This window comes from Nautilia lithotrophica (genome assembly GCF_054656815.1).
The window spans coordinates 145,245-159,871 of record NZ_BAAHXN010000001.1; the positions used below are offsets into that span (position 1 = coordinate 145,245).

Annotated in this window: 13 protein-coding genes; 9 read left to right on the top strand and 4 right to left on the bottom strand. The window is 34.5% G+C overall.

Annotated features, from left to right (window positions below):
- Positions 1 to 43: 43 nt before the first annotated feature.
- From ACYQ19_RS00730 to ACYQ19_RS00755, 6 genes are all read left to right on the top strand, one after another.
- Entirely contained in the window at positions 44 to 3,166 is a 3,123-nt protein-coding gene (locus tag ACYQ19_RS00730) for an efflux RND transporter permease subunit (protein WP_459977368.1), read from the top strand.
- A complete protein-coding gene (gene mtaB / locus ACYQ19_RS00735; protein ID WP_459977370.1) occupies positions 3,167 to 4,387 on the top strand; it encodes a tRNA (N(6)-L-threonylcarbamoyladenosine(37)-C(2))-methylthiotransferase MtaB in 1,221 nt (406 codons plus the stop codon).
- Positions 4,371 to 5,855: an AAA family ATPase gene (locus ACYQ19_RS00740; protein WP_459977372.1), complete on the top strand. Its 1,485-nt coding sequence runs from the start codon at positions 4,371 to 4,373 to the stop codon at positions 5,853 to 5,855. The genes mtaB and ACYQ19_RS00740 overlap by 17 nt, the downstream gene beginning before the upstream one ends.
- Positions 5,842 to 6,327, top strand: coding sequence for a pimelyl-ACP methyl ester esterase BioV (bioV, locus tag ACYQ19_RS00745; RefSeq protein ID WP_459977374.1), 486 nt, complete (start codon positions 5,842 to 5,844; stop codon positions 6,325 to 6,327). The genes ACYQ19_RS00740 and bioV overlap by 14 nt, the downstream gene beginning before the upstream one ends.
- A gap of 1 nt (position 6,328) precedes the next feature.
- On the top strand, positions 6,329 to 7,444 hold the full coding sequence (locus tag ACYQ19_RS00750) for a calcium:cation antiporter (protein WP_459977376.1): 1,116 nt from the start codon (positions 6,329 to 6,331) through the stop codon (positions 7,442 to 7,444).
- Positions 7,445 to 7,548: 104 nt separating this feature from the next.
- On the top strand, positions 7,549 to 8,634 hold the full coding sequence (locus ACYQ19_RS00755; protein ID WP_459977378.1) for a TRAP transporter substrate-binding protein: 1,086 nt from the start codon (positions 7,549 to 7,551) through the stop codon (positions 8,632 to 8,634).
- Positions 8,635 to 8,646: 12 nt separating this feature from the next.
- On the opposite strand, the gene ACYQ19_RS00760 is transcribed toward ACYQ19_RS00755, so the two are convergent.
- Genes ACYQ19_RS00760 through surE form a run of 3 tightly spaced genes read right to left on the bottom strand, consistent with a single transcriptional unit; the run spans position 8,647 to position 11,270 of the window.
- Positions 8,647 to 9,273: a tRNA threonylcarbamoyladenosine dehydratase gene (locus tag ACYQ19_RS00760; RefSeq protein ID WP_459977380.1), complete on the bottom strand. Its 627-nt coding sequence runs from the start codon at positions 9,271 to 9,273 to the stop codon at positions 8,647 to 8,649.
- Entirely contained in the window at positions 9,263 to 10,507 is a 1,245-nt protein-coding gene (locus ACYQ19_RS00765) for a YcaO-like family protein (RefSeq protein WP_459977382.1), read from the bottom strand. The genes ACYQ19_RS00760 and ACYQ19_RS00765 overlap by 11 nt, the downstream gene beginning before the upstream one ends.
- Positions 10,500 to 11,270, bottom strand: coding sequence for a 5'/3'-nucleotidase SurE (surE, locus tag ACYQ19_RS00770; RefSeq protein ID WP_459977384.1), 771 nt, complete (start codon positions 11,268 to 11,270; stop codon positions 10,500 to 10,502). The genes ACYQ19_RS00765 and surE overlap by 8 nt, the downstream gene beginning before the upstream one ends.
- 23 nt (positions 11,271 to 11,293) lie before the next feature.
- Between surE and ACYQ19_RS00775 the strand changes: the two genes are divergently transcribed.
- Both ACYQ19_RS00775 and gpmA read left to right on the top strand, forming a co-directional pair.
- On the top strand, positions 11,294 to 11,800 hold the full coding sequence (locus ACYQ19_RS00775; RefSeq protein ID WP_459977386.1) for a stationary phase survival protein SurE: 507 nt from the start codon (positions 11,294 to 11,296) through the stop codon (positions 11,798 to 11,800).
- Between the two features lie 19 nt (positions 11,801 to 11,819).
- A complete protein-coding gene (gpmA, locus tag ACYQ19_RS00780) occupies positions 11,820 to 12,509 on the top strand; it encodes a 2,3-diphosphoglycerate-dependent phosphoglycerate mutase (RefSeq protein ID WP_459977388.1) in 690 nt (229 codons plus the stop codon).
- 10 nt (positions 12,510 to 12,519) lie between these two features.
- Here the strand turns inward: gpmA and ACYQ19_RS00785 are convergent, their stop codons facing one another.
- Positions 12,520 to 13,236 carry an ABC transporter permease gene (locus tag ACYQ19_RS00785; RefSeq protein WP_459977390.1) on the bottom strand — a complete coding sequence of 239 codons (717 nt, stop codon included), beginning with the start codon at positions 13,234 to 13,236 and terminating at the stop codon, positions 12,520 to 12,522.
- Positions 13,237 to 13,306: 70 nt separating this feature from the next.
- Between ACYQ19_RS00785 and hisD the strand changes: the two genes are divergently transcribed.
- Complete coding sequence (gene hisD, locus ACYQ19_RS00790) at positions 13,307 to 14,596, top strand: histidinol dehydrogenase (protein ID WP_459977392.1); 1,290 nt, start codon at positions 13,307 to 13,309, stop codon at positions 14,594 to 14,596.
- Positions 14,597 to 14,627: the final 31 nt, after the last annotated feature.

The window sequence follows — 14,627 nt, forward strand, 5'->3', positions numbered from 1 at the left end:
TATTTAACCAAAATTTGCTACAATTCCCTAAAAAAGAGGGTATATGAAAAGATTTATAGAGTTTTTCATTAAAAATGCCGTATTTACACATACACTTTTTATTATTGTTATAATTTCCGCGGTTATAGCATATAAAAACGTTGCAAAAGAGCTTTTTCCACCCGCGACGCTTGATAAGATTTTAATTCAGGGGGCGTATCCTGGTGCCAGTCCGAATACTTTGGATAAAATGGCCGTTACTCAAATAGAAGACGACCTGAAATCGTATCAGGAAGTTTCATCCATTGAAAGCGTAATAAGAAACGGAAGTTTTACCATAACCGTAAACCTTAAACCCAATTCAAATAAACTTGAACTTTTAAGTGAATTTAAAACTATTACTTCAAATTTAAAAAAAGACCTTCCAAGCGATATGAACGAACCAAGTGTTACAATAGCAAAAAAAGCCTTTCCTTTAATGTTTATATCTGTTGCAAGTGATGTATTAAATAAAGACCAGCTGTTAACACATGCGGATAATATAAAAAAAATACTCTCTCAAATCAAGGATTTAACAAGAATAGATATAAGGGGCGATAGCGATAAAAATATCTATTTTGAACTTAATAATAAAAAAATTGAAGCACTTGGAATAAATAAATCACAGCTTGTTAATGTCCTTTCTCAGGTATCTACCATTTTTCCTGTCGGTAAAATTGAAGGAACTACACATTATTTTATATCAATGTATTCAAAAGACGTGGACGATTTCAAAAATATGATAATACAAATCGGAAACAAAAAAATAAGATTAAAAGATATCGCCCAAATAAAAAAAGAATACGCAACCCCGACCCAGATCGGAAAATACAACGGAATTCCTAATATTACCATTGACGTTCGAAAAGGTGAAAGCGGTGATGCTATAGCTATCAGTAAAAAAATAAGAGAAATTCTTAAAAACTACCATAAAAAGCATCCTGAAATTACATTTGGTATTTCAACAGATACGAGTAAATGGGTAAGAAACAGATTTAATACCGTCGTTAGTAATATTGTTTTCGGACTGATTTTGGTGTTTTTCGTAATGTGGGTATTCTTGAACTGGAGAATTTCTTTAGTGGTTACTTTGGGGATTCCGACTTCCTTTGCGATTGCAATGATTGCCCTTGATTATTACAACTTTTCACTCAATCTTCTTTCAATGTTGGGGGCTCTTATTGCCCTTGGAATGATAGTTGATGAAGCGATTGTTGTTGGTGAGAACATATACCGCCATATGCAGATGGGCAAAAGTAAAACCCAGGCCGCTATTGACGGAACTACCGAAGTTTTTTGGCCGGTGGTGGCGGCTGCTATGACTACGGTGCTCGCATTTTTGCCTATGCTTTTGATAAAAGGCGAAATAGGTGTTTTTATAAAAATTCTGCCTGTTATGATTACAATTCTTATATTAAGTTCTCTTTTTGAAGCATTTGTGTTTTTACCGCTTCATTCAAAAGAGATCTTAAAACCCCAGGAAAGTTCAAAAGAGAGGTTTTGGGAAAAATTTTCATCCTTGTATAAAAAAATACTTACGTTTTTCTTTAAGTTTAGATATTTGGCTTTGGTTTTCTTTTTAGTTGTTATTCCTATTCTTATAGGAATAGGTATGAAGCATTCAAAATTTCAGCTGTTTCCTGATTTTGATGCGAGTCAGATATATGTAAACGGAAAATTTGAAAGTAATTTTACTATTACCCAGACTGCCGATGCGATTAAAAAAATAGAGGCGGATTTGAAAAAATATGTCGGAAGGGATGTAGAAGGATTTACGACCGTTGTAGGAATGCAGATGAACAACAAAGGCGAAGCGAATACGGGTGAGAATTATTTTCATATATTTGTGGATTTAAACGACAAAAAACCGACAGATTTCTACAATAAATACATAGCACCTATATTTCAGCCAATAAAAGTTGAAAACCAGATAAGAACACACACCGCCCAGCAGTTAGCATCGATGTTAAAAAAGGATTTTTCACATATAAAAATACCAGGAATGGTGGAACTGAACGTAATAGTTCCGCAAGCGGGTGTGGTTAAAAGTGATATTGTAATAAGCCTTGGTGGAAAATCGCAGAAAAAAATAATAGAGGCTATTAAAACTTTAGAAAAAGAGATGAAAAAAATAAAAGGCGTTTACAATATTTATGATGATGCGGAACTTGGAGCGGATGAGCTTAAACTCAAAATAAACCCATACGGGCAAAAACTCGGATTTACCCAGGTAGGGCTTTTTAACGAACTTAGAGGTTTTTTTGCAGAAGCTGAATTTGATAAAACATTTGACAAAGACGGAATAGTAAAAATAATACTCAAAGATAAAAACAAAGATTCATTTGAAGAGCTTAAAACTTTCAGGGTTACAATTCCTGGGACAGACCAGTATATCGAACTTGACAAAATATGTGATTTTATAATTACAAAAGCCTTTAAAAAAATACATAAATATGACGGAATTGCCGCCAAAACCGTATATGCCACCCTAAATAAAAAAATAATAACAACCGCTGATTTTTATCAAAAAGTCAATCCTTTATTAAAAAAATTTAAAAAAGAAGGTTTAATAGTTATAATAGGCGGTGCGGCAAAAACAAGTAAAGAATTTATTAAGGATTTAAAAGAAGCTCTCGTGGTAGCGGTGCTTTTAATATTTTTAATACTTGTGCTTATGTTTAATTCCGCCGTGCTTCCTTTTGTAATTATTTCCGTTATTCCGCTGTCATTTTTGGGTGTGATAATCGGAAATATGATAATGGATATGAATATGACAATGCTTGGAATGATAGGTATTGTGGGACTTGCCGGGGTGGTTGTAAATGACGGGATCGTTATGATAGATTTTATTAAAAAGGCTAAAAGTGTGGATGAGGTATTGGTTTATGCTTCTCACAGACTAAGACCTGTTTTATTAACTTCAATTACAACATTCTTTGGACTTTTAACGCTAATGTTTTTCCCAAGCGGTCAGTCGGCGATACTTCAGCCGCTTGCAATTGCTCTTGGGTTTGGTCTTGCATGGGGAACGATACTCAATCTCTTTTATCTTCCTATTTTTTATTATATATTAAGAAGAAAAAGACTCAAATGTGAAATGAGCAGTTTTTGTTATGATATGTTTACAAAAATATTCAAAAGGAAATGATTGAAAGTTTTTATTAAAACATTCGGATGCAGAAGCAATTTGTATGATAGTGAAATTATGAGAAATATTTTAAAAAACGAAATAGTCTCAGGTGAACAGGAAGCTGATATTATAATCGTAAATTCCTGCACGGTTACGAATTTTGCCGACAGGGATTTAAGGCAATATATAAACAAATGGCAAAGTAAAAATATTATGTTAACAGGTTGTGCTGCATATACACAAGGAGAAGAGCTTTTTAAAGAGGGAAAGGTTAAATCGGTTCTCGGGCATAAATACAAAGAGGAGGTTGATAAGTTTTTAAATTTTGAGGGCGTTAAACTTGGAAATTTTGATTTTGTCAATAAAAAAATTATTACTGAGTATTCAAAAACTAAAGCATTTGTAAAGATTCAGGAAGGCTGTGATTTTGAATGTGCATACTGCATTATTCCGAGTGTCAGGGGATATTCAAGATCCCTTCCGGAAAATATTATTTTAGATCAGATTAAAACACTCTCCCAAAACGGAATCAGCGAGTTTGTTTTAACGGGTATAAACATGGGAAGTTACGGCAAAGACACCAATACGTCATTGTCGGAACTTATTGAAAAAATTTCAAAAATAAGGGGTGTAAAAAGAATAAGGCTTGGGAGTTTAGAACCCAGTCAGCTTGATGAAAGGTTAATAGAACTTACCCAAGACGGAATACTTGAAAAACATCTTCATATAGCCCTGCAGCATACCAGTGACAATATGCTTAGAATTATGAAAAGGCGAAACAGGGTAAAACAGACACTGAATCTTTTTGAAAAACTGGCTGAGAAAGGTTTGGCTTTGGGGACCGATTTCATAGTGGGACATCCCGGAGAGAGTGAAGAAATATGGCAAGAAGCCCTTGAAAATTTTAAAAAATATCCTCTAACTCATATACATGTATTTAGATTCACCCCAAGAAGCGGGACCCATTCCGCAACGCTCAAACAGGATGTAAGAGGAGATATCGCCAAAAAACGTGCTAAAATTTTAGAAGAAATTGTGAAAAATAATAATTATAATTTCAGAATAAAAAACAGAGTTCCATTATCAGTTCATATAGAAAATTTCAAAAACGGCTTTTATGAAGGTTATGATGAATATTACAATAAAATGCTCATAAAATCCGAAAAAAACATTAAAGGGGCTTGGATGAAAATAAACGAATATGAAATAAAGGATGTAAATTATGCAAAAATCCAATAAAAACACACTGATCGTTTCCGTGCTTACGGGAATTTTAATTGCACTTTTACTTTTTGCGTCATTAAAAGGAGACGGACTTGATGCAAAAACGCTTATAAATCAGATAGTGGCCGTAATAATTGTTTTTGGTTTTTTTATATTGTTAATAGTTCTTTTAAGAAGGGCGGTTCCGAATGCACAGCAGCCTCCTCAGCAGGTGCAGGTTCAGATGGATACAGGGATTGAAAAGGATTTTATTATAAAACCGACCACTTCTAATGTTACGTTTGATGATGTGGCTGGTATAAGCGAAGTAAAAGAAGAACTGATAGAAATAGTAGATTTTTTAAAAAATCCTGACAAATACAGGGCTTTTGGAATAGAACTTCCAAAAGGCGTTCTTTTAGTGGGGCCTCCGGGTGTTGGAAAAACGCTTATAGCAAAAGCGCTTGCCGGTGAAGCCGGGGTTCCGTTTTTTTATCAAAGCGGCAGCAGCTTTGTGCAGATGTATGTGGGTGTAGGGGCAAAAAGGGTAAGAGATCTTTTTACAAAAGCAAAAGCCACAGCACCGAGCATTATATTTATAGACGAAATAGACGCAATCGGAAAGAGCAGAGGAAACTTGAGAAACGATGAAAGGGAAGCCACGCTTAATCAGCTGCTCACGGAAATGGACGGATTTGAAGGCAGCAGCGGCGTTATTGTAATAGGTGCCACAAACAAAGTGGAACTTTTGGATGAAGCGCTTCTTAGACCCGGAAGGTTTGATCGTAGAATATATGTCGAACTTCCGGGACTTAAAGACAGAATAGAAATATTAAAAGTGCATCTTAAAAACAAACCTTTTAAAGGAAATCTCGAAAATATTGCAAAAATGACGGTAGGATTCAGCGGTGCGGCACTTGCAAGCCTTGTAAACGAAGCGAGTATTTACGCACTTAAAAAAGGGAAACATTTTGTGGAAGAAGACGACTTTTACGCCGTTAAAGACAAAGTGCTTGTAGGTAAAAAAAGACTTCAGACATACAATCCCAAAGAAAAAGAGATTTTAAGTTATTATCAGGCATGTAAAGCCGTCATCGCCGAATGGCTGAGTGTTGATTTTGAAAGAATTTCACTTGTAAAAGACGATTTTAAAGAAGAAGATAAAGAAATTGTTTCAAAAACGGAGATGATGAATAAAATTCAAGTGTATCTTGCCGGGCGTGTCGGGGTTGAGGACAGATTTAACGAAAAATATTCAAACGCTCATTTGGATTTAAAAAAGGCAAGGGAACTTGCCGTAAAAATGGTAAAAGATTATGCAATGGGTGAGAGCATTGTATCGGATGAGAGCGAAATAGCCAATATTTTAAATGAAGCTTTAAGTGAGGTTAAAGTTCTTTATGCATCGAATCAGAAGATGATAGAGGCTGTATATCATATACTTTTGGAAAAAGAAGTGATACACAAAGAAGACTTTGAAAAACTGAAAAATGAAATATTTTAGCGGGTTTTGTTTAAAAAACGAAAAAGACCTTTTTAAAGAATATTTGGAAGAAGGTGAATTTGTTGTAGCAGGTTTTAGTTACGGCGCACAAAAAGCACTTGATTATGTTTTATCATGCAATGAAAGAGTGGATAAACTTCAGCTTCTCTCTCCGGCATTTTTTAATTATCCACAAAAAATTATCGATTTGAATATAAACGCCTTTAAATTAAACAAATATAAATATATAGAAAATTTCATGAAAAAAGCAGGATTTTTTAATGAAAATTATATTTGCGAATGCAATGAAAATGATTTATATGCTCTTTTTACTTTTGACTGGGAAAAAATAGACGCCCTTAAGAATGTTAAAATAGAGATTTTTCTCGGAGAATTTGATAAAATCATTGCTTTAAAATCCGCCTTTGGTTTTTTTAAACAATACGGCGATGTTTATTTAGTAAAAAAAGCTAATCATTTTTTAAGGAGTTAATTTGGACGAACCCAAGCATATTTTTAAAGAATATTGGGATATTTTTGTAGGTTTTTCTGCGCTTCCGCTTGCTGTAATTTTTCATCTTCAAGGATTCAGTGTATTAGCAACGCTATTTGCCGCAATAGGTATCGGTGCTTTGGCTGTTACAATCAGTGAAATTGCCGAAATACTTGCCGAAAGGTTCGGTGAGCCGTTTGGTAGTTTGATTCTTACATTCAGCGCCGTGTTAGTTGAAATTTTGATACTTTTTATGGTTGTTTTGGAAGCAAAAACCCATCCGGAAGTTGTCGAAACGGTTAAAAATGGTATTATAGCGACCGTTATTGTGGATTTAAACGCACTGCTTGGAATTGCGGTATTTGTAGGTGGGCTTAGTTTTAAAGAACAGGTTCATAATGAAGACACATCCGCAAGTTATACAACGATATTATTTGTTGCAGCTGCAATGCTTCTTGTGCCTACTACTATTTCTATACACTCTGATCATGATTCGTTGTTTAATGCAAGTTTGATTATTGCAACGCTTCTTGCAATTTATTATTTCTTTATTTTCAGGTTTCAAACCGATACACACGTGCATTTTTTCAAATTTAAAAAAAGAAGCAGGGTTAAAAAATACAAAAGAGATGACGAAGAGGATGAGGATTATTATTTTGATAAAAAATCAAACGTTTTTAACATAGGTTTTTTAGTGTTTTTACTTGTATTGATAGGTGTTCTTTCAGAAATTTTTGCTAATGACGGGGTGAATGTTTTTCAAAGTTTCGGTCTTACCGCCGGATTTGTAGGGATATTAATAGCATTTGTAACCGTGGCGCCCGAACTTTTCACGGCTATTAGGGCTGCTAAAAATGATGAAATGCAGCGTGTTGTAAATATTGCAATGGGTGCAAGCACTGTAAGTATTCTTTTAACGGTGCCTTCACTTATATTTTTATCTCTTCTTGTCGGTGTTGATTTGACGCTTGATTTTACACCTCTTCAGGTAGGTGCTTTGATCCTAACAATTTTACTTGTCTGGAAAACAACAGAAGACGGGGAAACAAATTACTTAGAAGGACTTTCACATTTAATGCTTTTCTTAAGCTATGCAGTTATAGCAATATTCTACTAATTTATTTCTTTTTTTCTCTTTTTTATAATTTTAAATTATAAAAATGTTAAATTTAAATCTAATTATGCTAAAATGAAACGTCAAAAATTAACAAAGGAGATTAAATGGATAGAAGAAAATTTCTAAAAACAGCAGGGGTTGGGGCTGTAGCTGCAACTACTTTTACGACAAATCTTTACGCAAAAAGCACTAAAACGTTAAAAATCTGTTTATCATGGCCTAAAACATTACCTATTATGGGTGAAGGAATTTTATGGTATGCAAAAAGAGTTAATGAATTAAGCGGCGGTAGCTTAAAAATAAAAGTATATGGTGCAAATGAACTTGTTCCTGCACTTGGCGTATTTGATGCATGTTCAAAAGGATTAATTGACGGATTCCATTCAGGACCATATTACTGGAAAGGTAAAAACCCGGCATTCAGTCTGTTTACGGCATATCCGTTTGGTATGGTTGCCGATGAAATGATGGCATGGTTTGATTTTGGCGGTGGAATGGATATTTGGAGAGAATTATATGCTAAATACAACCTTGTGCCGTTTAAAGGCGGAAATACCGGAAACCAAATGGGTGGATGGTTTAGAAAACCTATCAAGTCTTTAGCTGATCTTAAAGGTTTAAAAATGAGAATTCCGGGACTTGGTGGGGAAGTAATGGCCGCACTTGGTGTAAAACCTGTAAATATTCCTGGAGGAGAGTTATATACAGCGCTTGAGAGAGGTGTAATTGACGCTACTGAATGGGTAGGACCTGCTCTTGATACTAAGATGGGATTCTATAAAGTCGCTAAATACTACTATTCAGGATGGCATGAACCTGGAACTAACTTAGAACTTACATTTAATAAGAAAAAATTCGAAAGACTTTCAAAAGAACAACAGGCAATCCTTGAAGCTGCGGCAAACGAAATGAATGCAAGAATGCTTGCACAGTTCCAATACGAAAACGGCGTAGCGCTTAAAAAAATCATGGAAGGAAAATACGGCGTTCATTTAGGTCAGTTCCCTGATGATGTAAACGAAGCCGCAAAAAGAGCTATCAAAAAAATCCTTGAAGAAAATGCAAACAAAAACAAAGATTTCGCAAGGGTATATGAATCAATTCAAAAATTCTTCCCGACTACAAGAAAATGGACTGATGTAGGAATGAAAGCTTATCTTGATATGAGAGATACAGGATTTTTAGTATAACCCTTTTTCGGGTTATACGAAATCTTTTAATACTTCACTGCATAAAGCGAATCCGAATGCACCCGTAACTCCTACAAAACTTCCCATATCACACTTAATAGGTTTTTCTATTGAATATACGACTTTGAAATCGCCTTGAAAATTATCTTTTTTGAGTCTGTCGCGGACTTTTTTTGCAAGAGGGTCGGTGTTTGTTTTCCAGATACTATCTATTCTTATTTTTGTCGGGTCTATTCTTTTTGCAGCACCCATTGATGAAATTATTTTCGGATAAGCCGCTTTTATTAATTCTATTTTTGTGTTCAGATCGTCAATTGCGTCTATTACAATGTCATACTCTTTTAAATTCAGACTTTTAATGTTTTCAGGCGATAGTTTTAAATCAATCGGTATGATTCCAGGGTAAAGTCTTGAGAGGACTTCAACTTTTTTTTCACCAATATGTTCGCTTCCGATTTGTCTGTTTTGGTTTGTAATATCAAATATGTCAAAATCCACAATGGTTATGTTTTTTACCCCCGAGCGGTATAGACACTCAAGTGCATAACCCCCAACACCTCCTACACCGCATATTAAAACCCTTAAATCTTTCAAATGATCGAATTTAGAAAAAAGTTTCCTGCATCTGTCATATCTCATTAAGCTTCCTTGCGAGATTTAAAATATTTAAATATGTTTTTGAAAATTTCGGTTTTATATTGTTTTTGTAATAATATTCAAAATCATCTGCAAATACCGGTGTTTCAAACTTTACACCTATTAAAGCGCCGATTTCCGTTGCAAAAGAGTATTTAAGTTCGTCTATTATTTCGTATATTTCATCTTTTTGGTAGTTTTCATAATTTAGTATTTTATCCCTGTAATATAGTTTCCCCTGATTAATGTTATTATAAATCATATCTTCAATCGGATACACTTCACTGATACCCGGAATGATAACCTGAATGGCAACAAATGGATTTGCTTCATATACTTTTATGTATTCTTCTTTTGAAAAAACATCCAAATCTTCAAAATCCCACTTCGCTTCTTTAAAAAGAGGGGCTTTTAGGAAATTGGTATGAACATCACCGCTTAAATTTACAAAATGTCTGTAAAGATTAAATGAATTTTTGACTTCTTCTATATTTTCGTTAAACCTCCCTCTTTCTCTCATTTCACTTTGCCAAAGTTCAAGATACGCTTTTTTAATCGCTTTTTCTCTGTTTAAATCACATCCGAAAGAGAGGATGATTTCATCGTTTTCAATAAAACTTGCGGCCATAACCGGATATTTTCCGTTTAATGTGGCGTCGTATATCTGTATATTGGAAGAGTTTAGGGGGTGTTTTATTTTGGGAAGAGGAAGTCCGTAACGAATTACGTCGAATTTTACATATCTTTCGATTATCTCAGTTTTGGCATTGTAATAGGCTTCGTTTAAATCGTAATGAAAGGCCATTCCGTTGCTTGCATAAAGGTTTTGTAAAAGATTTATGGGAAAAAATACTTTTTTTGCGCTTGATTTTTCCAAAAAAGGAATCGAAAGTATTTCAAATCTGTCGGAATTAAAATCGATTAAGTCATAAGGCTCCATTTCATCTATCTTATAAAAAAGTTTCAGCTCTTCATTTAAAAAATCTCCTGTTTTCATATTTGGATATAAGTTGTTTATGTAATATTCTTCAAAAAAGTTTCTGTTTATTATCCTTTCACACATTTCCCCGTATGCACTTATCAGGGCTTCTTGTTCGGTTTCACCTTTACCAAAGCTCATAAAAGAGGTTTTAAAATCCGTAAGTTTTGCCAGATATACACCGGGTGCGGGATTTGTTAAGGTTGTTTTTAAATCCATTCCGAGTGCGGTTAAAAACGAATGCAGTTTTTTATCCATTAATATCCGTTTGTAAGTCATTTATTGTTTCATACGCAGTAATGTCCAGTTTTAAAGGCGTGATTGACACATATCCGTTTTTTATTGCGTTGAAATCGCTCGTTTTTTCTTCTTTGAATTTTAAAGGATGCAGTCCTATCCAGTAATATTCTTCGCCTCTCGGATTTAAATGCCTGTGTGCGTCAAATCCGTATAATCTGTAACCGAGCTTTGTTACTTTATAACCTTTTATCTCTTTTGTATTCGGAATGTTAATGTTTAAAATCTGTCTGTGGGGGATTTTAATTTTACCTTTTAAAACTTTATCGGTAATGTCGTTTACAACTTTTTTGGCATTATCCCAGTTTACTTCGCTTGGTGGTGTGTCGTAGCTTTTTAGCACCTGTGAAAAGGCAATTGAAGGAATTCCGTGAATTGCGCCTTCAAACGCACCGGCTGCCGTTCCGGAATAGTTTACATCTTCACCCATATTTGCCCCGTGGTTAATACCGCTGAGCACTATGTCCGGTTTGTCGTTTTTAAAAAGTTTATCCATTGATAGATACACACAATCAGCCGGAGTTCCGTCGTCGAGTTTATAAAAATTTTTGTCTATTTCAATAAAGCGCAAGGGTTTAGTAATTGTAAGAGAATGGGAACATGCGCTTTTATGGTGTGCCGGGGCTACTACATAAACTTCTCCCAAATCTTTAACGGCTTCAATTAAAACCTCAAGCCCTTTTGCTTCGAAAGAATCATCGTTTGTAATTAAAATTTTTGGCATAATTCTCCTTAAAAAGGTTGTTGATGTATAAAAAATATCTGCGTCCCGATATATCTTTTAAAATTTTATCAAATTACCCGTTTTATTCAGCCGATATCGAAGAGGATTTTGAAAAGTTTAAACAAAAACTTTCAGAATATGATGTGGGAGTTTTTGTAAATGGACAATGGAAAATGGAAAATGGAAAATTAAATGATGAAAATATTAAATTTTTCAATTCGTTAGGTGAAGAGCTTAGTTGGGAAGATTTAGTGCTAAATTATATGAAATCTTTAAATACGTTTATGAGAGAGCAGATAGGCGTGTGTATAAACAAAAACATACCAAGAACAATCGATAATGAACTTACATATTTAATAATCCAAAGAAAAGACAAAAAAGAGTTTAGCGATATGTTTTTTATTGCGATAGACGGGGAGGTTATTTTTCCTATGATTAATAAAGAGTTTGATATAAACCTGGCACTTATCAAACTGGCCGAATGGAAAAATAGGGCGAATTTGAAAAATTTGATAAAATTTCATAATTAATTCATCATAAAGGATTGAAATGGCAAAACTTGTATTAGTAAGACACGGAAAAAGCGAATGGAATAAGCAAAACAGATTTACAGGATGGGTAGATGTCGATTTGGCACCGGAAGGAATAAAAGAAGCTAAAAAAGCGGGACAAAAATTAAAAGAAGCCGGGTTTAGCTTTGATATATGTTTTTCTTCATACCTTAAAAGAGCTATTAAAACAGGAATTATAATCCTTGAAGAGCTTGATTTATTATTTATAGACCATCTTAAAGACTGGAGATTTAACGAAAGACACTATGGGGCTCTTACTGGGCTTAATAAAGATGAAGTAAAAGCTGAAGTAGGGGAAGAAAAATTTCTTCTTTACAGAAGAAGCTATGATGTTCCGCCTCCGCCATTAAGCGAAGACGATCCGAGACATCCGAGATTTGATCCTCACTATAAAAACTTTCCGGCTGAACTTCTGCCAAACACCGAAAGTTTAAAAGACAATCAGATAAGAGCTATGGCCGCTTTTCATGAAAGAGTGGCACCTTTACTTGTAGAAGGAAAAGACGTGCTTATTACGGCTCATGGAAATACAATAAGAGGAATGGTAAAAGAGCTTGACGGCATAAGTGATGAGGATATTCCGAAATTTGAAATCGCTACAGGAATACCGAGAGTATATGAATTTGATGAAGCACTGCATATTAAAAACGTGTATAATATAGACTAATCGCCAAAAATCATCTGATTTTTTGGCGTATGAAAAAATAACTTCCAAAAAGCGCACTGAATAGATTTATACTTACCAGCATATAAATAATGACAATTTGATAACTTACCGCTTCTAACGGATCGGCACCTGCTAAAAGCATTCCCGTGGTAATGCCTGGAATTGCAACCACACCGATAGTCTGAAGCATATTGTTTACGGGAATTAACGCAGCTTTTATAGCTTGACGCTGCATAATTTTAAACGCTTCTTTAATACCAGCACCAATTGCTACAAACGCTTCAATAAGTTCTTTTTGAAGTTCGAGTTCGCGCCTTATTCTTTCAATGGTAAGTGTGTATGTGTTTAAAGAGTTTCCGATAATCATTCCGGCTATTGGAATAAATTCGTTAGGTTTTAATGATATTATTTTTAACATTATAAGGGTTGTAAGAATAATAGTAGTGCTTAATGCAAGTGAATAAAAAGCCGCTTTAAAACTGAATTCACTTCTTTTTTGTGCGATATACGCGGAATATAAAAGCATAAGTAAAACTATTGGTATGTAAAATAGAGGATTTTCGATTTTAAAAATAAATCCAAGAACAAATCCAAGGGCGGTTAATTGTAAAAAAGCCCTGATGGAATTGAAAAAAAGCTCTTTTTCTATTCCTATTTTGTATTTATAAGATATTATAAGAGGAATTAACACCAATACGAAACTAAAACCTATTAAACTGAACTGCATCAATTTCCTTTTTTCGAATTTTAACATTTATGCAGTAATTTTGATACAATTTCTTAAAAAAAGGGAAGTTATGAAAATAATAAAAACCTCTTCTTCCGATTTTCAAAAAGAATTCAATGAAATACTTTCGCGTGGGAAAATGGATATCGAAAATGTTGAAGGCATTGTAAAAAACATAATTAATGAGGTAAAAAACGAAGGAAACGAAGCACTTTTCAGACATATATCAAAATTTGACAGATGGGAACCAAAAACTAATAATGATTTGGAAATTTCAAAAGAGGATATGAAAAAAGCGTATGAAAACCTTGATGAAAAACTAAAAAACGCACTTCATTTGGCATTTGACAGAATAAAAGCGTATCATGAAAAACAGCTTCCGAAAACCTGGCTGACATTTGAAGAAAATGGGACGATTTTAGGTCAGAAAGTTACCGCTGTAGAAAGTGCCGGCGTTTATGTGCCGGGAGGTAAAGCTTTTTATCCGAGCTCGCTTTTAATGAATGTAATTCCAGCTATTGTTGCCGGTGTAAAAGAAATAGTTGTAACAACGCCTGTAATTGAGAACAAACCAAACGAACTTTTGCTTGCGGCACTTTACATCTGCGGTATGCCAAAAACATTTAAAGTAGGGGGTGCAAGCGCTATTGCCGCTATGGCTTACGGGACTGAAAGCATTCCGAAAGTTGATGTTATAACCGGACCCGGAAACATATTCGTAGCAACAGCAAAAAAACTAGTTTACGGAGAAGTTAACATAGATATGATTGCAGGTCCAAGTGAAATAGGAATAATCGCAGACAATACGGCAAAACCAAATTATATGGCTATTGATCTGCTCTCTCAAGCAGAGCATGACGAAATGGCGAGTTCTATTATGATTACGGATTGTGAAGAGCTTGCAGTTAAAACAAAAGAAGAGGTTTACAGATTTTTAGAAGAGCTTGAAAGAAAAGAGATTGCCAAAAAATCGATTGAAGAAAGAGGTGCAATTATTGTTGCCGGTTCAATAGATGAGGCAATTGAACTTATGAATGAAATTGCCCCTGAACATCTTGAGATAGTAACCTCAAATCCGTTTGACCTTTTGCCTAAAATAAAACATGCGGGAGCAATATTCCTAGGTGAAAATACACCAGAACCTATAGGGGATTATATTGCGGGACCTAATCATACGCTTCCGACAGGCGGGACTGCAAAATTTTATTCACCTTTAAACGTTGAAATATTTATGAAAAAATCATCAATTATTTCATTCAGCAGGGAAGCCATTAAAGAAATGGGAGAAGAATGCGCAATTTTAGCTCATACCGAAGGGCTTACGGCACACGAAAAATCAGTTCTTGAAAGACTTAAATAATTGAGAGAAAAAATACTCTCGTTTTTCTCTT

Coding starts and splice junctions, on each gene's coding strand:
- ACYQ19_RS00730 (WP_459977368.1), top strand. CDS start 44: ATGAAAAGATTTATAGAGTTTTTCATTAAAAATGCCGTATTTACACAT.
- ACYQ19_RS00740 (WP_459977372.1), top strand. CDS start 4,371: ATGCAAAAATCCAATAAAAACACACTGATCGTTTCCGTGCTTACGGGA.
- bioV (WP_459977374.1), top strand. CDS start 5,842: ATGAAATATTTTAGCGGGTTTTGTTTAAAAAACGAAAAAGACCTTTTT.
- ACYQ19_RS00755 (WP_459977378.1), top strand. CDS start 7,549: ATGGATAGAAGAAAATTTCTAAAAACAGCAGGGGTTGGGGCTGTAGCT.
- ACYQ19_RS00760 (WP_459977380.1), bottom strand. CDS start 9,273: ATGAGATATGACAGATGCAGGAAACTTTTTTCTAAATTCGATCATTTG.
- ACYQ19_RS00765 (WP_459977382.1), bottom strand. CDS start 10,507: ATGGATAAAAAACTGCATTCGTTTTTAACCGCACTCGGAATGGATTTA.
- surE (WP_459977384.1), bottom strand. CDS start 11,270: ATGCCAAAAATTTTAATTACAAACGATGATTCTTTCGAAGCAAAAGGG.
- ACYQ19_RS00775 (WP_459977386.1), top strand. CDS start 11,294: ATGTATAAAAAATATCTGCGTCCCGATATATCTTTTAAAATTTTATCA.
- gpmA (WP_459977388.1), top strand. CDS start 11,820: ATGGCAAAACTTGTATTAGTAAGACACGGAAAAAGCGAATGGAATAAG.
- ACYQ19_RS00785 (WP_459977390.1), bottom strand. CDS start 13,236: ATGCAGTTCAGTTTAATAGGTTTTAGTTTCGTATTGGTGTTAATTCCT.
- hisD (WP_459977392.1), top strand. CDS start 13,307: ATGAAAATAATAAAAACCTCTTCTTCCGATTTTCAAAAAGAATTCAAT.